The sequence below is a fragment of the Pseudomonas tolaasii NCPPB 2192 genome (assembly GCF_002813445.1).
GTDB lineage: Bacteria > Pseudomonadota > Gammaproteobacteria > Pseudomonadales > Pseudomonadaceae > Aquipseudomonas > Aquipseudomonas tolaasii.
Genome location: NZ_PHHD01000001.1, coordinates 3724133 through 3745004, shown reverse-complemented (window position 1 = coordinate 3745004; position 20872 = coordinate 3724133). Strand labels below are relative to the sequence as shown.

Here is a 20872-nt window from a genome sequence, read left to right as displayed (position 1 = left end):
ACAGCTCCCACAGGGGTTCTGTGGGGGTTGGACTATCTCCCTTCAGAAGGCTGACCGGCTCGATGTGAAACAGCGCGTACATCCGGGTTGTCGGCAAGGGGCACGAACTGGCCGGTACGACCATCAACGGCCTGAATGCAACCGGTTTCGATGTCATAGACCCAGCCATGCAGTGTCACGCGCTGTTCCTCGAGGGCGAGGCGCACCGAGGGGTGGGTCTGGATATTGGCCAGTTGCGCGATCACGTTTTCACGCACCATGGAGGCCACCTTGGCCTGCAGGTCCTGATGCTTTCGGGCTTCGTTCACCACGCGGCCCGAGTCGGCGTAGCGCAGCCAGGCGGCCACGGCGGGCATGTGGTCGAGGCATTTGCACGTAGCAATGGCGGTCATCGCGCCGCAGTCCGAGTGCCCGCAAATCACGATGTCGCTGACCTGCAACGCCGCCACGGCGTACTCCACCGAGGCCGACACCCCGCCCGGCTCAGGGCCGTAGGACGGCACGATATTGCCCGCATTGCGAATCACAAACAGGTCGCCCGGCTCGCGCTGGGTCACCAGTTCCGGCACGAGGCGGCTATCGGAGCAGGAGATAAACAGCGCACGCGGGCTCTGCCTGTTGGCGAGGTCTTTGAACAGCCCTGCACGCTCGGGAAAGGCGTTGCGCTGGAATTTCAGGAAACCGTCGATGATGTCTTTCATGGGTGACTCCTTTGAGCCGCGAAGCGATGGATCAAAGGTTACGCAGCCCATCAAATAAGGTAAAAGTCTCATACCTGATCACCTGCATTCGATAATCTTATGGGCAGAGACATGCTTGCACGACACCTCCAATACTTCCTGGCCGTGGCGCAACACGAAGGTTTCACCAAGGCTGCTGCGGCCTTGCACGTGTCGCAGCCGGCCCTGTCACAGCAAGTGCGGCAACTGGAAGAAAGCCTTGGCGCGCAGTTGTTCGACCGTTCCGGGCGCAAAACCCGCCTCACCGATGCCGGCGAGGTTTACCTGCGTTATGCCCTGCGTGCTGCGCAGCAACTGCAGGAAGGCAAACGCGCACTCCACGACGTGGGCGACCTCAGCCGCGGCGCGTTGCGCATAGCAGTGACCCCCACCTTCACCCCCTATCTGGTCGGGCCGCTGGTGGCAGCCTTTCACGCTCGCTATCCGAACATCACGTTGACCGTGCGCGAACTCGCCCAGGAACAGATGGAAAACCAATTGCTGGCCGACGAGCTCGATGTGGGCATCGGGTTTGACGAGGTACACGCACAAGACATCGACGCCCTGCCCTTGCGGGTGGAAACCCTGGCGCTGGTGGTCGGACGTCAGCATCCGTTGGCGGGTGAACGCACAATCGGGCTGGAGGCGTTGAGCGCCGAATCACTGATTTTGCTCAGCACCGAATTCGCCACCCGCGAGCAGATTGATCGCTACTGCAACAAACACGGCATCCGCCCGCGTGTGGTGATGGAAGCCAATGTGATCGGCGCACTGCTTGAAGTGGTGCGCAGGACAGGGCTTGCGACCGTATTGCCCGCCGCCATCGCGCGGGCGCATCCGGACCTTAGTGCAATTGAATTGGCGCCGCAGCGCTTGCAAAGAACTGCCGTGCTGATGCAGCGCAAAAGCGGCTATCAGTCTTCGGCCGCACGGGCCTTTGTTGAAGTGGCCAAAGCGGTTGCGTCAGACGAGACTTGAGCCAGCAGCCACTCCCGAAAGGCTTTGATTTTCTCCAGGTCCGCCACCTCCGGCCGATGCACGATGTAATAGGCGAACGCCAGCGGGCAGCTGGCCTCGCCAAAGGGGCGGATCAAACGGCCCGCCGCCAGATCGTCCCGCAGCATGACGCTGCGCCCCAGCGCCAGGCCCTGGCCGTCAATCGCCGCCTGAAGCACCGCCGCCGCGTTATTGATGCGCAGCCCGTGTTCGGCATTGATGTGTGCAAAACCCGATGCGTCGAGCCAGGTCCGCCACGTCGGGTAATGGGGGTCGCTCGCCATCGACAGGTCGTGAATCAGCGTCGCCTGTTCGAGCTTGTGCGGCGGGAGCCGACCGTCTTCGAGCAACCCATAGCCGGGTGCGCAGACCGGGTACATGTCCTCGTCCATCAGCTTGGTAGCCACCAGCCCCGGCCAATGGCCGGTGCCGTAACGCACGCCGATATCCATGCCTTCGGCGATGAAATCCACCGGCTTGAGGTTGGTGTCCAGCAGCACATCGGTCCGGGGGTGGACCCGTTGAAAATCCTCAATGCGCGGCAACAGCCATTTGGCGGCGAATGCCGGGCTGACCGTCACCGTAAGCCCGGTGCTCAACGAGCCCTCCTTGAAACGCGACAGCCCCATGCGCAGGCGATCAAAGCCTTCACGGATATCCGGCAACGCATCGCGCGCCACATCGGTCAGTACCAGACGCGCACTCCCGCTCGACGCACGGTTGAACAGCGGCGCCCCCAGCCAGGCTTCCAGTGTGCGCACCTGTTGCCCCACGGCGGCCGAGGTCACGTGCAATTCGCTGGCGGCGCCTGAAAAGCTTTGATGCCGGGCGGCGGCTTCAAACGCGCGGAGGGCATTAAGGTGCAGGAGTGTGTTCATGATTAAAGTTTTTCTTTAACGATGGAGAATGAATTCTGATTTGTCGGGCCCTGGTTCCGAGCGAAGAATAGCAGCCAGGACCAACGCACCAAAGCTCACCTGTAGATCATTTACCATTGAACCGGCACAGGACACATTCAACATGCAAAGATTTTCTTCCAAAGTCGCCATCGTCACCGGGGGTGGTTCGGGTATCGGTAAAGAAGTCGCCCAGCGCCTGGTCGCCGAAGGCGCCAGTGTGGTGATCAGCGGTCGCGATGCGGCCAAGCTCGAACAGGCCGCCGCGCAAATCGACCCAAGCGGCAAACACGTGCGCACCCTGGCCGCCGACATTGCCCAACCTGCCACCGCCAACGCCTTGGTAGACCTGGCAACCGCTGCGTTCGGCGGCGTGGACATTCTGATCAACAACGCCGGCGTGTTTAACCCCAAACCCTTCCTGGAAGTGGAAGAGCACGAATACGACGGGTTTATCGACATCATCCTCAAGGGCAAATTCTTCATGGCCCAGGCTGCGGCCAAAGCCATGCAACAACGCGGTGGCGGCACCATCGTGCAAACCGGCTCGCTGTGGGCCTTGCAGGCCATCGGCGCCACACCATCGGCGGCTTACTCGGCGGCCAATGCGGGCGTGCATGCCCTGACCCGCAACCTGGCAATCGAACTGGCCTCGGCCAATATCCGTATCAACACCGTAGCGCCTGCGGTGGTGGAAACGCCGGTGTACACCACCTTCATGGACGTCGAGCAAGTCAAGGCGGTATTGCCGACGTTCAACGCCTTCCATCCGCTGGGGCGCAATGGCCAGCCCGCCGATGTGGCCGAAGCCATTTTGTTCATGGCCAGCGAACAGGCCGCGTGGATCACCGGCACGGTGCTGCCGGTGGATGGCGGCGTGACGGCCGGGCGCATTTAAAGCGCCTGCGGCACCGCCCGGTTTGCAGCCGCCAGCCGTTCGGCCGCGCGTGGAAACAGGTTCAGTGCATTGCGCCCGATGAACTGAACCTGTTCAGGCGTGAGGCAAGAGAGTTTCAGCATCGCCGCCCGGTTGGCCAGAATCGTCTCGTCAGAATTGCAGGCCACGCCGCAGTCGGAGCCATACACAATGTGCTTGCAACCGACCACCTCCAGCGCCGGGCCGATGGTGTGCGCCGAGCCGGTCATGGCCGTTGTACTTGCCTGTCACGACAAAGTTACAGCACGTCATCGGCGTTTATCGCCATGTTCAAGCGCGAGTGCGGCACGACGCCCGAGCAATTCAGGCGGCAGATGCTCACCTGAACCCAACCCCGCCACCAACGCCTCGACCAGTATTTGAACCTTGGGCTGCACCTCACGGCTTTTGACCCAGGCCACATGGATCTCCGCGCCCTGGATCGCCCCTTGCGGCAATACCTGCACCAACGTGCCCGCCGCCAACTGCTGCCGCACCAGCCATAAAGGCAACTGCACAATTCCGAAACCCGCCTCGGCAGCCATCACCAGCCCCTCGCCATTGCCCACCACCAATTGCGGGGTGACGGACCGGCGCAGGGTTGCGCCTTTTTCGTCGGCATGTCGCCAGGGGCTGACCCGACCGTCCCGCCAGCCGTAGGCGATGCAGTGATGTTGCTCCAGGTCGCACTCGGTCAACGGTTCGCCATGACGCGCCAGGTAGTCCGGCGAAGCGCAGAACAGATGCCACTCCTGCGCGAGCAGGCGGTGCCCCAGCGTTTGCGGCCAGGCGTCGGCATGGCCGATGCGCACGACGATATCCACGTCGTCCTTGAGCGGGTCAGTGTCACCCTCGCTGAACGTGATGTGCGGCACGAGCAAGGGGTGGGCTTTGGCCACGCGCAGCAGCACCGGCAGCACCTCGGCGCGGCCATAGGCGCCGGGCAAATCAATGCGCACGCGCCCGCGCGGCTCGCTGCTTTCGCTTTTGAGGGACAGCTCGGCTTCTTCCAGGTCGGCCAGCACACCGGTGCAGGTGCGCAGAAATGCAGTGCCCGCATCCGTCAGCGCCAGTTTGCGCGTGGTGCGCTGGAACAGTTGAACCCCCAGGCGCTTTTCCAGGCGGGCCACGCTTTTACTGATGGCGGAGCCTGTGAGGTTGAGTTTGTCGGCGGCCGCCGTAAAGCTGCCCAGTTGTGCGACGCACACAAACACGTCGATGCCCTTCAAGCGTTCGGACGAAAACATACCCCTCCTTGATTGATGAACTCAGTTCCGGCGTTTCGATAGAAAACATCCTAAATCAGAAATTGCGTCAACAGTAAGCTGCCCGGACTTTATCAAGACCGACCCCGAGGCACGGATGCTGGCCACACTCAAAAATTACCCTGCGACCCTCAACCTGCTGCTGTCTGCCTCACTGGTATTGACCCTCGCCCGTGCGATCACCCTGCCTTACCTTGTGATCTATTTGTCGGGCCACTTCGGCTTGAGCGTCGCCGATGTCGGCCTGGTGATCGGCAGCACGCTGATCCTCGGCTCACTGCTGAGCCTGTACGGCGGGTTTCTGGTGGACAGCCTGTCGAGTTATCGGCTGATCCTGACCTGCTGCGGCGTGTTCAGCGCGGGCTTTCTCGCAGCGTACGCCGCGCCCGAACTGTGGCTGTTCTACCTCGCACTGGTGACGGTCAACCTGGCGTACTCGGTGATCGACATCGCGGTGAAATCCGCTTTTGCCAGCCTGGTGCCCGTTGGCGAACGCGCTGAAGTGTTCTCGATCAAATACACGCTGACCAACATCGGCTATGCCGTCGGGCCTTTCCTGGGCGCGGGCCTGGCCGCGATGGATATCAGCCTGCCCTTCCTGATGTCGGCAGGGCTCGGCGCCGGGTTCTTTTTCATCTATTTCGTCTGGGGCGACAGGAACCTGGCAATCGGTGGAGCCCGTGTGAAAACACCCTTCCTGGCGGTGGGCAAACTGCTGCTGCGCGACTACCGGCTGGTGTGTTTTACCCTGGGCGGGTTGCTCAGTGCGGTGGTGTTCGGCCAATTCACGGCATACCTCTCGCAGTACCTGGTCGTGACCACCACGCCCCAGGCAGCCTACGAACTCATCAGCACGCTTGTCGCCACCAATGCGTTGATGGTGATCGGCCTGCAATACAGCCTCGGCAAGCGCATCGGCCACGCACACCTGAACCTGTGGCTCGCGACGGGGCTGGGCATGTTCATCATGGGGCTGGGCGGGTTTGCGCTGTCCACCACGATGATGGGCTGGATGTTGTCGATGGCCGTGTTTACCGTCGGCGAAATCATCGTGTTTCCCGCCGAGTACATGTTCATCGACAACATCGCCCCCAGCCACCTGCGCGGCATGTACTACGCCGCGCAAAACCTGAACAACGTCGGCGCAGCGCTGGGGCCGGTGCTGTGCGGGATCGTACTGGCCACGCAGCCGCCCCAGCATATGTTTTATGTGCTGGCGCTGTTCGTCATTGCGGGAGGTTTGTTGTACTGGCTGGGTGTCGCCCTGGCGCGAAGACACACAGGATGACGCGGCCTCAAGCGTAAGCGGCGGAAAAATTTTGCACGGCCCGCCGTATTCCCGGCAGACTGCCGGGAATGATATGAGTCATTCCAACGGGGAATAAAATGGATCGACTGGCGGCGATGGAAACTTTTGTCTACGTGGTAGAGACGGGTTCTTTTTCTGCAGCGGCCCGGCGTCTCAACGTCGGGCAGCCTGCCGTTTCAAAAAACATCGCTCAGCTGGAAGAGCACCTGGGCGTTCGTTTGCTCAGCCGTTCCACACGCGGGCTGTCGCCCACCGAAGCCGGCCTGCTGTATTTCGACCAGGCCAAAAAGGTCATCGAAAACGCCAACGAAGCCGAACTGCTCGCACGCGGGGCCGCCACCGGGTTGGCGGGGACTTTGCGAGTGTCCACCACCGTGACGTTTGCGCGGCTGTACATCCTTCCCTTTCTGGGTGGTTTTCTCGACCGGCACCCCTTGCTCGACGTGGATGTGCGCCTGGATGACCGTTCGATGAACCTTATTGAGGAAGGTACTGACGTTGCCCTGCGCATGGGCAACCTCAGCGATTCGAATTTCACCGCGCGAAAGATCGGCAAGTGCCGGCGACGGGTGATCGCCACGCCGGCTTATCTTCAACGGTACGGCACACCGCAGTCACCGGCCGAATTGGCCAATTATGAAGCGGTGATCTACATGATCGGCGCCGGTGGCGCTTCATGGGTGTTCAAGAAGGGCGAGGTTGAACAGGCAGTCACTTTGAGCGGGCGCATACGCATGAGCGCTGCCGAAGGCGTGCGCACCGCGGTGCTGTCGGACTACAGCCTCACCGTTTCCTCGGAATGGGTGTTCGGGCCCGAACTGGTAAGCGGCGAAGTGGTGGCGGTGCTGCAGGATTGGGAATTGCCGGCGCTCGACCTGTGGGCGATCTTCCCCACCGGGCGCATGGCCAGCGCCAAGGCCCGCGCGTTTGTCGACTATGTGGAGCAGTTGCTGAAAAACATTCGGGTGTGAAGCACAGCCTCTGTGGCAAGCGGGCATATTGTGGCGAGCGGGCTTGCCCCGCGTTGGGTGGCGCAGCCGCCCCAATAAAAACGCCGCGGCTTGTCAGACAGAACGCGGCACCCGGTTTTAGGGCTGCTTCGCAGCCCAACGCGGGGCAAGCCCGCTCGCCACAGGAAGACCGCTCACTGCAACAAGCGGTGTTTAACCACGCAGCGCCGGCAGCAACTCCGATGGATCCGGGCGCTGGGTGTAGTCCGGATTGACTTCGGCGTAGGTGATCACGCCGTCCTGGCCAATCACATAACGTGCCGGCATCGGCAGTTCCCAGGCCGGGTTGTTGTTGAAGGCCGGCAGGTCGTTGCCGAAGGATTTGTACAGATCCACCAGATAATCAGGCAGGGTGAAACGCAGGCCGAACGCTGCCGCCACATCGCTCAGGGTGTCGGACAAAATCGGAAAACTCAGGTGGTTTTCGCGCACCGATTTGCGACTGTTGACGGCGTTCTGCGGCGAGATCGCCACCAGGTTGGCGCCCAGTTCACGCAAGCCCGGCAATGCGGTTTCCAGCGCTTGCAGCTCCATGTTGCAGTAAGGGCACCACACGCCCCGGTAGAACGTGATGATCAACGGGCCCTTGGCCAGCAGTTCCACGGAGGACACCGGCTTGCCATCGGGGTCGTTTAGGGTAAATTGCGGAGCCTTGTCGCCGACTTTCAACGCGCGTTCAGCCTGGCCGCTGGCAATCAGCTCGGCGGTGGCCCGCTTCATGATGACGTGCACTTGAGGCGGCGCGTTGTAAGGCGGTTTGCCTGCAACGAAGTCAGCATTAAAGGCATCAAGTTTGGCTTGAAGTGTCATGTTCAATTCCTGAAGGTATGGAGGGAGGGTGTCTCTCGACGTGAGGTGAATCCCCGGGCCACGCTTAGCTCAAGGTGAATTTCCCGGTCGAAAATTCGATGCTGAGGTTCAGTCGCCCTTCATTGACCAGCCAGGGGCGAACCGAGAAAGTGCGCGCGCCGCATTTGTGCATGGGGTCCTGCGCGGCAATGCGGTTGGCATGCTCAATCGAGGTAGCACGGATGATGAACAGGCCGTCGCCATCCCAGTACTGCTCGTCATCACTCCAGTGCGGGCCCGCCGCCACCAGAATACCGTCGCGCTCTATCTGGCACTGATGTTCAAGATGCTCATGCAAGTTTTCCATCACGGCTTCGATGCCGTTGGCGGGCGTTGAAAAGACGGCATAAAACTGCTTCTGCAGCATGCCTTTGCTGGCTTCAAGTACTTGCGTTCGTGTCACTCGCTTGCTGGTCATAGCGCTACCTGTAGAACAATGCCGACTGGATGATTCAAGGGGACTGTTGGCCGCCGCAGGAGCGGCCAGGTGAACCGTTGAACAAGCATTGTCCAGGCAGGTTTGCCACGGTAGAGCAGAGGGGGGAATAGTATTTATTCTTTTCGGGAATGCGGCCGGCAGAATGGGCTCGCATCAACGTTCTATTTGCCGTCGATCAACCGAACCGCCAGCTCGGCACTGAACGTACCGGCGGCCGGGCCGCCGTGGCAGTCGGCCTTGGGCGAAGATGCACCGTCCGAGTTACCCGGTTGCTTGATCCACAACGCCAGAAGGTTCGGGGACAGCGTCTGTGGCGGCAAACCCAGCTTGCGCCCGGGCGGGTTGCACCAATCACCGGGGTGGGCGCCGTTGCCGTTGCGGCTGGTGTCGACCACGACCGCTCTGGTGTAGGCATGGTCAGCTGCGAGCTTGTTGTTGATGAGGTCGGCGTACTGCCGTGATTGGTCGAGGCTGTAGAAATTCGAGATATTCAGGGCAAAACCGCGTGCGTCCTTCACGCCGGCTGCGTGCAAGGCGTCCGCCATTGACGCTGCGGGTTTCCAGCCGGCATTGCCAGCGTCAAGGTAAACATTGGCCTGGGGCGCACGCCGTTTAAAACCTGATACGGCGTAATTGAACAGCGACAGGCGCTCACTCCGGTCAGCCGGGCTGAGGCATTGCAGGTCGGGCAAGGCATCCGGCTCAAGAATAAGCACGGCCGGGTTGCCGCCGACGCCGTTGATCACCTGATCGATCCAGCCACGGTAAGCGGCCGCATTCGCAGCCCCGCCCGCCGATGCGCCACCGCTGCAATCGCGGTGTGGCAGGTTGTACGCAACCAGAACCGGCGTGGTGTGAGCGCTCGCGGCAGCGGACACGTAGTGGGCGACGCGCGCCTCCAGTTGGTCGGTGGCCTGACTGGTGCCGGTCAACCAAAGGGCGCTGGGCACGCTGGCGATGGCGGCGCGGATTTTCGCGGCGTCAGGCGCGTCGGGGTTTTGCTTGACCCACTGCGCAGCGGTCGACCCAGGGTTGACGTAGAAAACCTCGCCCGCCTGGGCCACCGACTGCATCGACAACAGGACAGTGCTGGCAACCCAAACGGAAAACTTAAGCATGTTTCGACTCCACAATGCAGGCACCGTCGCTGATATCATTCAAACCATTACCCGTTGAGTAGCTACCCATGAACCGCCAGAAAAAACTGCAACAGCTCTTCAAGGCCAAAGCGAAAAAGGCCAGCGCCAAACTGGCGCCCAAGAGCAAAGACCGCTACATCAGCAAAGCCGACCGCCTGAAACTCGAAGCCGAAGCCGCTCAAGCCTCACCCGAAACCGCCGACACGCCCAGCTGACGGCGTGCCCGCTTCATATTTACCCCAGATACGCCGCAAGTGACGCGCCGACCCAAAGCCTGCGCGCTCTGCGACCGTTTCCATGTCCAGGCTCGACTCCGCCAACAACTCCCGAGCAACCGCCAAACGCAGCCGGTGCAGATAGTCCAAGGGGCTGGCCCCCACATGTTCATGAAACAGTCGCGCCAGGTGGCGGCTGCTGGTGAAGGCCAGCCCGGCCATGCGCGTAACGGTCCAGGCCTCACAGGGTGCGGCAGCGACAGCGTCCTGCACGCGATGCACCGCCGGGTGCAGGTGATTGCGCCCCCAGGTCCACGGCGATAATTGCGGGTCGGCGCCGCTGCGGCGCATGTACACCACCATGTCCCGCGCCACCGCACTGGCCAGCCGTGGGCCGGCCAGTTCGGCCACCAAGTGCAGCATCAGGTCGATGCCGGCGGTGACCCCGGCGCTGCAACTGATCGGGCCATCGGTGACGTACAGGCGGTTTTCCAGCACTCGGGCGTTGGGAGCCAGGGCTTGCAACGTCTCGCACAGTGCGTGGTGCGTGGTGCACTGGCGACCGTCGAGCAACCCTGCCCGCGCCGCCGCCAACGCACCGGCACACACGCACACCAACCGTTCGCCCGAGGGCGCGAAAACCGTTTGCAGCCACTGCACCAGCGTATTGCTGGCGGCTTCGAAGGCCTGCCGCTGCGCGTTCGACACCTTCGAGGTGGACCCCACCAACACCACCAGCGTACCGGGTTCAAGGCGCTGCGGCAGTGGCGCCAAACCGCTCAGCGGCAAGCCGATGGACGTTTGCAGCGCGTCCACCGGGCTGACGTACTGCAAGTCAAATCCGACGGCTGCCGGGTCGTCGACCTGCCCCGCCAGGCGCAGCACCTCCGCCGGGCCTGCCAGGTCCAGCATCAGCGCATTGGGCAACAGCACGAACAGCACCGGCACGCTCATGGGGTCAACGCTCCAGCGCTTCGGCGACGGTGACGATTCGCGCAAAGCGGTCTTCCAGGACCAGCTCGGTGCACTCGCGAATTTCCGCCGCCGAATACACCCGGCCGCTGCGCGAATAAGCCATCGGGAACGTCAGCGTGGCTTCGCTGACGAAGTCCACGCTGAAACCGCTGTCCGAGCCGTGGCGCGTGGTGGTTTCGCAGCACTGTTCGGTGCGGATGCCGCTGATGATCAACGAGGTGACGCCCATCTGCGTCAGCCGGGCGGCCAGCGGCGTGCCGGCGAACGCACTGTGATGACGCTTGTGAATGATCAGGTCAGGGTTGATCGATAACCCACTCAATGTCCTGACGTTGCCCGATGCCATGGAGAAATGCCCCTGCTCTTCAACATGGAAAACTTGTACCACCGGGATACCTTGTTGAACACACCCATCGATCAGGGCTTGTTGCTTTTCCAGATACGCCGGCAGGTCATTTTCGGACCAATAGGTGGAATGGCGAAACGACTGCTGGGCGTCGATAACGATCAGGGCTTTGCGGCTCATGGTAGGTCCTCTTGGCATGCAATGGAGTGGTTGATGCATGCCATGCTAAGAGGGTTACTCAAGCGCCGACAGACACGCCAAAGACCACTTGCGGACGGATTCGGACATGCTGCCTCAGCGCCGCAGTTCGCCCTGGGACGTCTCCCGCAATGTGGTCAGCGCCACCAACGCACACACCGCCGCCCCGGCCATGAAGAACCCCGGCACCAGCAAATTGCCGGTCGACCCGATCAACGCGGTGACGATGTACGGCGTGATGCCGCCGCCCAGAATCGCCCCCAGGTTGATGCTGATGGCCATGCCCGTATACCGCACGCGGGTCGGAAACTGTTCCGCGTACGTGGGGTAACCCACGGACTGGATCACCGGCATCGGCAGCGTCGCCACGAAAAACGCGATGACGGCAATCAGCAAGCTGCTGTTGTTCATCACCACCATCATCGGGATCACCAGCACGGCGTAGCCGACAAAGCCGATGGTCAGCGCCTTCTTGCGCCCGATGCGGTCCGACAGCCCGCCCCAGAACGGCATCATCGCCGCCATGCACAGACTGATGCCGGCGATGACCCAATAGATTTTGGCCTTCTCGAAATGCAGGTATGTGGTGAGGTAGATGTTCATGAACACCAGGCCGATGTAGTAACCGGCGTTCTGCGCAAAGGCAAACACCACCACCCGCAACACCGCCGGCAGGTTACGCGTGAGCACTTCCCTCACGGGCGCGGCAGGTGGTTTATCCACGGCGAGAAAGGCTTTGAACTCAGGGGTTTCCTCGACGTTGTGGCGCATCACGCAGGAGAAGATCACCAGGGGAATCGCAAGAAAAAACGGGATGCGCCACGCCCAGGCTTGCAATTGCTCGGCATCGACGAGGCCTGTGGTAATGCCGCAGATAATCGCCGCCATCGACCCGCCAATCGCCACGCCCACCGGGGTGAACGCGCCGTAGAAACCGCGCCGCCCCTTGGGCGATGACTCGGCCAGAAATGCCGCGGCACCGATCACTTCGCCCCCGGCAAAAAAGCCCTGGGCAAGGCGGATCAACACCAGCAGAATCGGCGCGACGATGCCCACCTGGGCGGAGGTCGGCAACAGCCCGATCGCCGCCGTCGCCGTGCCCATGCCGATCACCGTGCTCAACAACACTTTGCGCCGGCCAATACGGTCCGCCAGACGCCCGAGCAAGATGCCGCCCAAGGGCCGGATCAAAAACGCGCTGCCAAATACCGCCAGCGTGGCCAGCAAGGCAGCGGCGGCGTTGTCGCTGGGGAAGAATAACGGCGCGATGATCGTCGCCATGAAGCCGTACACACCGAATTCGTAATACTCCACCGCCGTGCCCGTGGCGGCCGCAATGGCGGCGCGTTTGGCAATTCGGGTGGTGCTGTTTTCAGTGATTTTTTCCGGCTCGTCGAAGCTGACTGACGGGGCCGTCGCTGGGAAAACTCGAGACATAAACACCTTCCACTCTGACCGCTGGTCATTTGAGTTGTTGAGGCGGCTCGCGCCACCCAGAAGTAAACCCGTCGGGAACCGAAGGGTTTTAATGCTCGACAGTAGGAATGTTGAAAATGGGCTTAATCATGTAGCGCTCCTGTTTTTATTATTGGGTAGCGGCGGTGGTTATGAGTGGGCAGCCTCCAGTCTTTTCAGGGTGCGGGCGCGTGTCACCCACAGTTGCTGGGCCGTGCGCAGGTCGATCAGGGAGAAGCGGATTTCATCGCCCGGCATCAATTGCGCCAACCTTGGTAAATCCACACTCGCTACCTGTGCGATGCGCGGATAACCGCCGGTGGTTTGCCGATCCGCCATCAACACAATGGGCTGGCCGCCGACGGGCACCTGCACGGTGCCGAAGGCCACGCTTTCGGACAGCAGCTGTTTGGGCCGGGTCAGCGCCAGCGCGGCGCCGTCCAGCCGGTAGCCCATGCGGTCCGAGGCGGCGGTCATTCGGTAGGGTTCGTTGAGAAAGTCGTGCCGGGCGGTTTCGCTGAAATCGCCCCACTCGCGCCCCTGAAGCACCCGGACACCCACGGGGTAAGCAGGCTCGGCAAACAGCAACCCCGCCGGAATATTCAGGCGCGGCGGGTTGGCGAATGACGAGCAGATCGGAATCACGTCCCCGGCTTTCAGTGCACGACCACAGAGCCCGCCAAACCCGCCGCGACTATAGGTGCTGCAACTGTTCATCACGGGGTCGAGCAGGTAACCGCCGCTGACGGCCAGGTAGGCGCGGGCACCGTATTCGCGCCTTTCAAAACGCAGCACGGTGCCCGGTTGGACGCGGGCGGCCTGCCCCGGTTTCAGTACGACGCCATCAAGGCTCGCGCCAAGGTCGGCACCGGCCAGCGCGATCAACGCCTTGGCCTGGAAACACAGCACGGGACCTTGAATCGTGATTTCCAGCGTGGCGGCACTCATCGGGTTGCCGACCAGCAGGTTCGCCAGCGCATGAGCGTCGGCGTCCATGGCGCCGTTGACGGGCACGCCCCAGTGCTGAAAACCCGTGCGGCCGGTGTCTTGAAAGGAAGAAAACAACCCGGGTCGCAGCACGTTGATGGTCATGGCTGCTCTGCGCTCATCAGTTGAAATTCACGGGCCGTGATCGGCACAAAACGCACCTGGTCGCCTCCCGTCAGCAGGCAAGGCGGCTCATTGGCGGGTGAAAACATCGTCAATGGGGTGCGCCCGACAATGTTCCAGCCACCCGGCAGATCCGTGGGGTAAATCACGCTCTGGCGGTTGGCCAACCCCACGCTGCCCTGCAACACCCGTGTGCGCGGCACGGCCCGGCGCGCCAGTTGCAGCGTGGGTTCGTGCATGCCGATGTAAGGATGGCCCGGCGCGAAGCCCACCATCAGCACATCCACCCATTGGCCACTGTGGGCGGCGATCACCTCGTTGGGAGTCAGGCCGCAGGCACTGGCGATGGCCGACAGGTCCGGCGCGCAATCGCCCGCGTAGCACACCGGAATGTCCAGGCGCCTTGGGGTTGTGCGGGGTGCGTTTTGCAGGTGCGCCAGGGCGTGGTCGAGCGCGTCGACCACGGAGTCATAGGGCAGCGATTCAGGGTAAAGCGTGGCGTAGACTTCCGGGGAATAGTGGACCCCCACCGAAACCATCGCCGGGATCACGTCCGTGATGCCTGCCAGCAACCCGTTCGCCATCTGTTGATGCAGGCTCGCACTGAACGCCACCGCGCGGCGGTTGGCCTGGGCGCTGAACACCGAGGCAAATACCACTACGATGCAACGGTCGCCACAGGGTTCGAACCGCCAATGCGGCTCGGCGCGCAGCGGACGGACCGGATCACGCACATCACAGTTAACGTCGGACATAACGTCGTTTCTCGCATGCGGCAGGCATGAAGATCCGCCCGGTCAGGCTTCACGTATTGTTTACGCCGTCGCTCTGCTGGCGACGGTCGCGCGGGTCAGGCTTACTTGGCGAACAGCAGGCTCATGTCCTTGAACGCCTTGAATTCCAGAGCATTACCACACGGGTCGAACAGAAACATGGTGGCTTGCTCGCCGACCTGGCCCTGAAAGCGGATGTAGGGCTCGATGACGAATTGTGTTTCGCGGGCGCGCAGGCGGTCGGCCAGGGCTTCCCACTGCTCCCACTGCAAAATGATGCCGAAATGCGGGACCGGCACGTCGTGGCCGTCCACCGGGTTGGAGTGCACCGATTCCTGGGATTCGGTCTTGGGGTGTTCATGGATCACCAGTTGGTGCCCGTAGAAGTCGAAGTCGACCCATTGCGCGCTGGAGCGGCCTTCCGAAAGGCCAAACACGTCGCCGTAGAAGTGGCGCGCGGCGGCAAGGTCGTAGACGGGAATTGCCAGATGAAAGGGCGAAAGGCTCACGGTGGTTACCTGCACGTTCTGTTATTTAGAACTCGATTCTTCACCAGAAAACCATGGGAATAAAGCGGATATCTTTCGCCCTGAGCCTCAATAATTTCGATGCTCGCGCCCTATTTCGGCGCAGCCAGCACTTCCATGACGCACGACCGGAACAGCGCGAAGAGCGGCAATTGGCGCTGGGTGTACTTGGTCAGCAGCACAATTTCGCGGTGGAACGTGAGCGTGTCCAATCGCAAAATCCGCACCTCGGGATCGTGTTCCAGCCACAAGCCCGCCAGGGGCACCAGGGACACGCCGAGGCCACTGCGCACCATCTTGACGATGGCGTCCAGCTCGTCGAGTTCCAGGGCTTGTTGCGTCTGGATCTTGTGTTCCTTGAGAAACTGGGTGACCTGGCGCCCGCCAAACGAGCCGCGGTCGTAACGTACAAACGGTTGCTCGCGCAGGATTTGCAACGGGTCGTCGCCCTCCACGTCTTTTGCAGTGATCAGCACAAACGGCTCGCGGGCGATGACTTCGGTGTTGAGGTCTTTGGGCAGGTTGAACGGCGGATGGATCATGATCGCCAGGTCCAGCTCGCCCGCGTCCACCTGGCTGAGCAAGTTGAGCGACACGCCGGGCACCAGGCTCACTTCGATGAACGGCGCACGGCGTTTCAGCGCCACCAGCGCCTGGGGCAGGATGCCGGTTTGCACGCTGCCGATGGCGCCGATGCGCAACGAGCCGTGAAAATTGTTGGCACTGTCGGGGGCGCCCATGCGCGAGAAAATATCGAGGATTTCCTCGGCCAGCGGCACTGCGCGCTGCCCGGCGGCATTGAGGGTGGCGGAGCGGCCGGTGCGGTCGAACAGCTTGACCCCCAACGCGTCCTCCAGGTGCTTGATCTGCGCGCTCACCGCCGATTGCGTCAGCCCGACCTGCTGCCCGGCGGCGGCAAACGTGCCGCGCCGCGCGGCGGATACGAAGGTTCTCAACTCTCGAATCATCCTGGCACCCTACCGCTCAAGGTTAATCATTCAGCAACCGCTCAACGCCACCTGCGGCCGCTCGCCCGCAAAGAAGAAGGGCCGCAGGCGCACGCCCACGCTGTTGCCGATAAACGCCGCCACCAGCCACACCCAGCCATGCAGGCTGCCCGAGGCGATGCCGCTGAAGTACGCGCCGATGTTGCAACCATAAGCCAGGCGCGAACCATAGCCCAGCAGCAAGCCGCCGATCACTGCCGCCACCAGCGAACGCGCCGGGATTTTCAGGCTCGGCGCAAAACGCCCGGCCAGGCCTGCGGCCAGCAACGCGCCAAGGATGATGCCCACGTCCATCACACTGGTGATGTCTTCCCACACCGGTGCCGCCAGGGCCTTGGCGTTGCCCGGCATCTGCCAGAACGCCCAGCTGGCCACGTCCACACCCAGGCCGCTCGCCACTTTGGCGCCCCACAGCGCGAACGCCGACGTAATGCCCCACGGCCGCCCGGCCAAGGCCAGGGTCGCGTAGTTAAGCAGTGCCAGGCCAATCGCGCCCCACACCAGCGGCCACGGCCCACGGAGGAAACGGCGCAGGCCGGTGTGCGGGCTGGTGATGCCCTCTTCGAGCTGGCCATGGCGGCCCTTCTCAAGGCGCACGGTGATCCAGGCAATCAGCGCGAACACGGCCAGGCTCAATACCAGCGCCGGCATTACGCCGAAACTCTTGACGATGGACACGGCGGGGAACGCCGGCAGTGCAAACCACCAATCCACATGGTGGGTGGCGATCAGCGAACCGCAGATAAAGAAGAACAGCGTCACCAGCATGCGCGCGTTGCCGCCGCCGACGGTGAACAGGGTGCCCGAGGCACAGCCGCCGCCCAGTTGCATGCCGATGCCGAAGATAAAGGCACCGAATACCACCGAGATTCCGGCCGGGGCTACCAGCCCTGTTACTGGCTGACCGAACAAGGTGCCTGCCCCCAGGGCCGGGAAGAACAGCACTACGGCGATGGCCAGCATCACCATTTGAGCGCGCAAACCGGCGCCGCGACGGTCGTTGATGAACACCCGCCAGGCCGAGGTGAAGCCGAACGCGGCGTGGTAGAGGGTCAGGCCCAGTGCGGCGCCGACTACCAGCAACAGCACCTGGCGCGAGCCGACGCTGTTTTGCAGGAACAGGGCGCCGAGCACCAGGATGATGAAGGCCAGCAGCGGCGCGACGGGCTTGCGCGTGGGGATGGGGAGAGTGGTGCTCATGGGGGTTCCGGGTTGTTTGGATGAGGGGGCGGTCGAGTATAAACGGGGGTTAAACCGTAGGTATCTACACATTTTTTTATGGTGGGGGATTTTTGGGGGGCTGGGGGTATATCCGTTATTTGGATGAAGGCGGCTTATGGTTCCGCCCTTACGGCGGGTCACTTTCGAAAAGCGCGAAAGTAACCAAAGCGCTCTTGCCCCAACACTCGGCACCTCGCCTAGGCTCGGTGTGCCCGTAATCCGACAGGCATTTGGGGGGCCGCCGCCACGCGCCATCCATGGCGCGGGGCGGCTAAACCGGCATCCCTGCCGGTTTACCCCCCAAATCCCTGTCGAATTCCGGCCAGCGTGTTTTAACGGGGCTCCCAGGATCAAGATCAAGATCAAAAGCACGGCGGCCTGAGTGGTTAGATCAAAAAACAATACAGCAAAACTGTACAGTTTCCCTTCCCTCATGCTACCGTCCCGGCATGACCAAATCCCACTCCGACCTCAATGCCGAAGCCGCCACCCTGGCCGCCGAGCTGCGCATCTCTCTGGGCAAACTGATCCGGCGTCTGCGCGAGCAAACCCACCCCGACGACTTCACCTCTGCGCAAAAATCCGTGCTGCTGCGCCTCGATCGCGACGGCCCGACCACCGTGTCCGCCCTCGCCCGCGCTGAAAGCGTGCGCCCGCAATCCATGCGCATCACCGTCGCCGGGCTTGAGGCGATGCAAGCAGTCAGCGGCCAACCCGACCCCAGCGATGGCCGTCAAACGCTGATCCAGTTGACACCTTCATTGCGCAAACACCTGATCGAAAGCCGCGCCGCCAAAGACGACTGGCTGCTGCACGCCCTGCAAGAACAGCTGACACCCCAGGAACAACACGAACTCGCCGCTGCGGTAAAACTGCTGGAGCGACTTGCCGATTTTTAAACGCACCGATTGAGGAAATAGCATGGCTGTCACCTCGCTGGACGCAACCACCGCCCTGATCATCGTCGACCTGCAACAGGGCATCATCGATTACCCCTTTATTCACCCCGTCAAGGACGTCATCAAGCACTCCCGCGCGTTGCTCGACGCCTTCCGCGAGCGCGGTTTGCCGGTGGTGCTGGTCAATGTCACCGGCTTCGCGCCGGGGCGTACCGAACGGCCACGGCGCAGCGATGCGCTGCCCGACGGTTGGGCCGACCTGATTCCTGAGCTCGGGCAACAGCCCGGCGATATCCAGGTGACCAAACGGTCCTGGGGCGCATTTGCCAATACGGACCTCGAAGCACAACTCAAAGCACTGAACGTCAGCCAGGTAGTGATCACCGGCGTCGCCACCGGCACCGGCGTCGAAGCGACTGCCCGGCAAGCCTACGAAGCCGGTTTCAACGTGACGCTCGCCACCGACGCCATGACCGATGCCAGCGCAGAAGCCCACGCCTACAGCGTCAATAACGTGTTCCCCAAGCTCGGCGAGTCGGGCACCACACAGGCCATCCTGGGTTTGCTCGACAACCGGGAGGCATGAAAAAAACATGGGTTTTCTCGGCACCTTTCGTTCCCTGCGCAGCCCCAACTACCGCATCTGGGCGGCCGGGGCGCTGGTGTCGAATATCGGCACCTGGATGCAACGTACGGCCCAGGACTGGCTGGTACTCACCCAGCTCACCCCGCACAACGCGGCAGCCGTCGGCATAGTCATGGCGTTGCAATTCGGCCCGCAGTTGCTGTTGCTGCCCTGGACCGGCTTTGCCGCCGACCACTACGACCAGCGCAAATTGCTGATCACCACCCAGGCGGTCATGGGCCTTTTGGCATTGACGCTGGGGGTGTTCACCATCACCGGGTTTGTCGAGTTGTGGCACGTGTATGTGTTTGCGTTTTTGTCCGGCTGCGCCTCGGCATTCGATGCGCCGGTGCGGCAGATTTTTGTGGCGGAACTGGTGGGCGAGAAGGATTTGTCCAATGCCATTGCACTCAACTCGACGTCGTTCAACATGGCCCGCATGATCGGCCCCGCAGTGGCCGGCGTGACCATCGCGTCAGTCGGCACCGGCTGGGCATTTCTGCTGAACGGCTCAAGTTTTTTTGCGGTGCTGGCGTCGCTGTTTTTCCTGCGGGTATCCAGGCAGACCAAAGTACGCGCGCTGCGCACCAAAGGCAGCCTCACCGAAGGTATTCGCTACGTATGGGCAAGGCCGGATTTGAAGGCGATTTTGCTGATGCTGTTTTTGATCGGCACCTTTGGCATGAACTTCCCGATCTTCATCTCGACCATGGCCGTCAGCGTGTTCCATGCCGACGCGCGCGGCTATGGCCTGCTGACCTCGACCCTGGCCATCGGCACCATCGCCGGGGCGTTGATCGCGGCGGGCAGTGAGCGGCCGCAGTTCAAATCGCTGCTCACCGGCGCGGCAGTCTTCGGCCTGGGTTGCACATTGGCCGCCGTGGCGCCGAACTATTGGACGTTTGCAATTGCGCTGGTGATCATCGGCGTGGGTGCGATGACCTTCAGCAATACCACCAACAGTTTGATGCAGCTCACCACCGAACCGGCCATGCGTGGCCGGGTGATTGCCTTGCGTGTGGCGGTGGCGCTGGGTGGCACGCCGATTGGCGCGCCCATCGTCGGCTGGGTCGCCGACCACCTGGGGCCGCGCTGGTCACTGGTGGTCGGCGCGGCGTCCGGCATCCTGGCCGTGGGCGTGGCGATCTGGACGATCAAACGCCAGCTGGACAAGCCTCAGTGGGTCAAGTCCGACCCACCGACCCCGTGACCGGAAGGTTGCCGAGCAACTTGAGCCCGGTGGTCTTGACGAAAGTCTCGTAGTCCATCGGCCGTTCGATACGGGTCTCAGCGTTGGGTAGCACGTAGGCCCAGGCGCGTTTCGAGGACGCGTCGTACACCAGCTTGAACAGGCGCGTCGGCACCCAGACCTTGTTGTCACCGATGGTGCCGTAGCCCGCATCAAACAACGGCCCGGTGAACACGAACACATCACCGCCGGCACGCACGGCGAACTTGCGCACGTCGGCCTCGACCTTGCTCCAGATCTTGCGGTTGTTGGTCGGGTCTTGCGGCACCATGTTCGACAGTGCGAACGACTGGGCCATGGCGTTGGCACTCGGTGCGTCGGCGGCCGGGGACTGATGGCCGCGGTCCATGGCCGGATGCTGGGCGCGGTAGTCGCTCAACTCGGCGCGGGCGCCCTTGGGAATACGCGGGTCGGCATAGAACTGGTTGGTGCGCTCTTCGCCTTTGGCGTCTTTCAATTGCGCGGCGTTGAGGCGTTCAACCACCACCAGCGGGGTCTTGCTGGTTTGCGAGTAGAGCACCGCAAAATTGTCCGAGCACAGCGCCAGCGGCTTCATGGTGGCGGGAACGGTCGCGGTGTTGATGGGGTTCGAGGCCGGGAACAGGTCGGCGCAACTGGCAAACGACAGCTGTTTTTCCTGCGGGGAGTAAAGGTCCGGAAGGTTGCGCGCCGCGGCGCCGGTGGAGAACAAAACGAGGGCTGACAGCCCGACTGCAATGTTGCGCAGGTGCATG

Annotated in this window: 24 protein-coding genes; 8 read left to right on the top strand and 16 right to left on the bottom strand. The window is 62.3% G+C overall.

Annotated features, from left to right (window positions below; translation table 11 throughout):
• Positions 1–32: 32 nt before the first annotated feature.
• Entirely contained in the window at positions 33–701 is a 669-nt protein-coding gene (locus ATI14_RS17365; protein ID WP_080520318.1) for a carbonic anhydrase, read from the bottom strand.
• A 111-nt stretch (positions 702–812) separates the two neighbouring features.
• Between ATI14_RS17365 and cynR the strand changes: the two genes are divergently transcribed.
• The gene (gene cynR, locus ATI14_RS17360) at positions 813–1697 is read left to right on the top strand and encodes a transcriptional regulator CynR (RefSeq protein WP_016970014.1); all 885 of its coding nucleotides are present in this window, start codon (positions 813–815) and stop codon (positions 1695–1697) included.
• On the opposite strand, the gene gcvA is transcribed toward cynR, so the two are convergent.
• Positions 1634–2593: a transcriptional regulator GcvA gene (gene gcvA, locus ATI14_RS17355; protein WP_080520319.1), complete on the bottom strand. Its 960-nt coding sequence runs from the start codon at positions 2591–2593 to the stop codon at positions 1634–1636. The genes cynR and gcvA overlap by 64 nt on opposite strands.
• Positions 2594–2735: 142 nt before the next feature.
• Between gcvA and ATI14_RS17350 the strand changes: the two genes are divergently transcribed.
• Positions 2736–3509: an SDR family NAD(P)-dependent oxidoreductase gene (locus ATI14_RS17350; RefSeq protein WP_016970017.1), complete on the top strand. Its 774-nt coding sequence runs from the start codon at positions 2736–2738 to the stop codon at positions 3507–3509.
• On the opposite strand, the gene ATI14_RS17345 is transcribed toward ATI14_RS17350, so the two are convergent.
• Both ATI14_RS17345 and ATI14_RS17340 read right to left on the bottom strand, forming a co-directional pair.
• Positions 3506–3757: a hypothetical protein gene (locus tag ATI14_RS17345; RefSeq protein ID WP_016970018.1), complete on the bottom strand. Its 252-nt coding sequence runs from the start codon at positions 3755–3757 to the stop codon at positions 3506–3508. The two genes, ATI14_RS17350 and ATI14_RS17345, sit on opposite strands and share 4 nt — an antisense overlap.
• A 39-nt stretch (positions 3758–3796) precedes the next feature.
• Positions 3797–4774 (bottom strand): LysR family transcriptional regulator, encoded by a 978-nt coding sequence (locus ATI14_RS17340; protein WP_016970020.1) that lies wholly within the window; start codon positions 4772–4774, stop codon positions 3797–3799.
• Positions 4775–4889: 115 nt separating this feature from the next.
• Between ATI14_RS17340 and ATI14_RS17335 the strand changes: the two genes are divergently transcribed.
• The gene (locus ATI14_RS17335) at positions 4890–6080 is read left to right on the top strand and encodes an MFS transporter (protein WP_016970021.1); all 1191 of its coding nucleotides are present in this window, start codon (positions 4890–4892) and stop codon (positions 6078–6080) included.
• Positions 6081–6178: 98 nt separating this feature from the next.
• Complete coding sequence (locus ATI14_RS17330) at positions 6179–7072, top strand: LysR family transcriptional regulator (RefSeq protein ID WP_026083335.1); 894 nt, start codon at positions 6179–6181, stop codon at positions 7070–7072.
• Between the two features lie 192 nt (positions 7073–7264).
• On the opposite strand, the gene ATI14_RS17325 is transcribed toward ATI14_RS17330, so the two are convergent.
• The 3 genes from ATI14_RS17325 to ATI14_RS17315 form a co-directional block, all read right to left on the bottom strand.
• Positions 7265–7921, bottom strand: coding sequence for a peroxiredoxin-like family protein (locus tag ATI14_RS17325; protein WP_016970023.1), 657 nt, complete (start codon positions 7919–7921; stop codon positions 7265–7267).
• Positions 7922–7985: 64 nt separating this feature from the next.
• The gene (locus ATI14_RS17320; RefSeq protein ID WP_016970025.1) at positions 7986–8378 is read right to left on the bottom strand and encodes a YciI family protein; all 393 of its coding nucleotides are present in this window, start codon (positions 8376–8378) and stop codon (positions 7986–7988) included.
• Positions 8379–8560: 182 nt separating this feature from the next.
• Positions 8561–9517 carry a glycoside hydrolase family 6 protein gene (locus ATI14_RS17315; RefSeq protein ID WP_016970026.1) on the bottom strand — a complete coding sequence of 319 codons (957 nt, stop codon included), beginning with the start codon at positions 9515–9517 and terminating at the stop codon, positions 8561–8563.
• 68 nt (positions 9518–9585) lie between these two features.
• On the opposite strand from ATI14_RS17315, the gene ATI14_RS17310 reads away from it, so the two are divergent.
• A complete protein-coding gene (locus ATI14_RS17310) occupies positions 9586–9753 on the top strand; it encodes a DUF2986 domain-containing protein (RefSeq protein WP_016970027.1) in 168 nt (55 codons plus the stop codon).
• Here ATI14_RS17310 and ATI14_RS17305 read toward each other — a convergent pair.
• From ATI14_RS17305 to ATI14_RS17270, 8 genes are all read right to left on the bottom strand, one after another.
• Positions 9724–10707, bottom strand: coding sequence for a GlxA family transcriptional regulator (locus ATI14_RS17305; RefSeq protein WP_016970028.1), 984 nt, complete (start codon positions 10705–10707; stop codon positions 9724–9726). The two genes, ATI14_RS17310 and ATI14_RS17305, sit on opposite strands and share 30 nt — an antisense overlap.
• Before the next feature lie 4 nt (positions 10708–10711).
• Positions 10712–11254, bottom strand: a complete 543-nt coding sequence (locus ATI14_RS17300; RefSeq protein WP_016970029.1) for a cysteine hydrolase family protein — start codon at positions 11252–11254, stop codon at positions 10712–10714.
• Positions 11255–11368: 114 nt separating this feature from the next.
• On the bottom strand, positions 11369–12709 hold the full coding sequence (locus ATI14_RS17295; RefSeq protein ID WP_016970030.1) for an MFS transporter: 1341 nt from the start codon (positions 12707–12709) through the stop codon (positions 11369–11371).
• A 168-nt stretch (positions 12710–12877) separates the two neighbouring features.
• On the bottom strand, positions 12878–13819 hold the full coding sequence (locus tag ATI14_RS17290; protein ID WP_016970031.1) for a 5-oxoprolinase subunit C family protein: 942 nt from the start codon (positions 13817–13819) through the stop codon (positions 12878–12880).
• Complete coding sequence (gene pxpB / locus ATI14_RS17285) at positions 13816–14592, bottom strand: 5-oxoprolinase subunit PxpB (RefSeq protein WP_016970033.1); 777 nt, start codon at positions 14590–14592, stop codon at positions 13816–13818. The genes ATI14_RS17290 and pxpB overlap by 4 nt, the downstream gene beginning before the upstream one ends.
• A gap of 101 nt (positions 14593–14693) precedes the next feature.
• Positions 14694–15119, bottom strand: a complete 426-nt coding sequence (locus ATI14_RS17280) for a VOC family protein (RefSeq protein ID WP_016970035.1) — start codon at positions 15117–15119, stop codon at positions 14694–14696.
• Between the two features lie 110 nt (positions 15120–15229).
• The gene (locus ATI14_RS17275; protein ID WP_020372580.1) at positions 15230–16105 is read right to left on the bottom strand and encodes a LysR family transcriptional regulator; all 876 of its coding nucleotides are present in this window, start codon (positions 16103–16105) and stop codon (positions 15230–15232) included.
• Positions 16106–16135: 30 nt separating this feature from the next.
• Positions 16136–17344 carry a YeeE/YedE family protein gene (locus ATI14_RS17270; RefSeq protein ID WP_016970037.1) on the bottom strand — a complete coding sequence of 403 codons (1209 nt, stop codon included), beginning with the start codon at positions 17342–17344 and terminating at the stop codon, positions 16136–16138.
• A 470-nt stretch (positions 17345–17814) separates the two neighbouring features.
• On the opposite strand from ATI14_RS17270, the gene ATI14_RS17265 reads away from it, so the two are divergent.
• Genes ATI14_RS17265 through ATI14_RS17255 form a run of 3 tightly spaced genes read left to right on the top strand, consistent with a single transcriptional unit; the run spans position 17815 to position 20099 of the window.
• Entirely contained in the window at positions 17815–18264 is a 450-nt protein-coding gene (locus ATI14_RS17265; protein WP_016970038.1) for a MarR family winged helix-turn-helix transcriptional regulator, read from the top strand.
• A gap of 22 nt (positions 18265–18286) precedes the next feature.
• Positions 18287–18850, top strand: coding sequence for an isochorismatase family protein (locus ATI14_RS17260; protein WP_016970039.1), 564 nt, complete (start codon positions 18287–18289; stop codon positions 18848–18850).
• Positions 18851–18857: 7 nt separating this feature from the next.
• Entirely contained in the window at positions 18858–20099 is a 1242-nt protein-coding gene (locus tag ATI14_RS17255; protein WP_016970040.1) for an MFS transporter, read from the top strand.
• Here ATI14_RS17255 and ATI14_RS17250 read toward each other — a convergent pair.
• Positions 20074–20871, bottom strand: coding sequence for a DNA/RNA non-specific endonuclease (locus ATI14_RS17250; protein WP_016970041.1), 798 nt, complete (start codon positions 20869–20871; stop codon positions 20074–20076). The genes ATI14_RS17255 and ATI14_RS17250 overlap by 26 nt on opposite strands.
• Between the last annotated feature and the right edge of the window lies 1 nt (position 20872).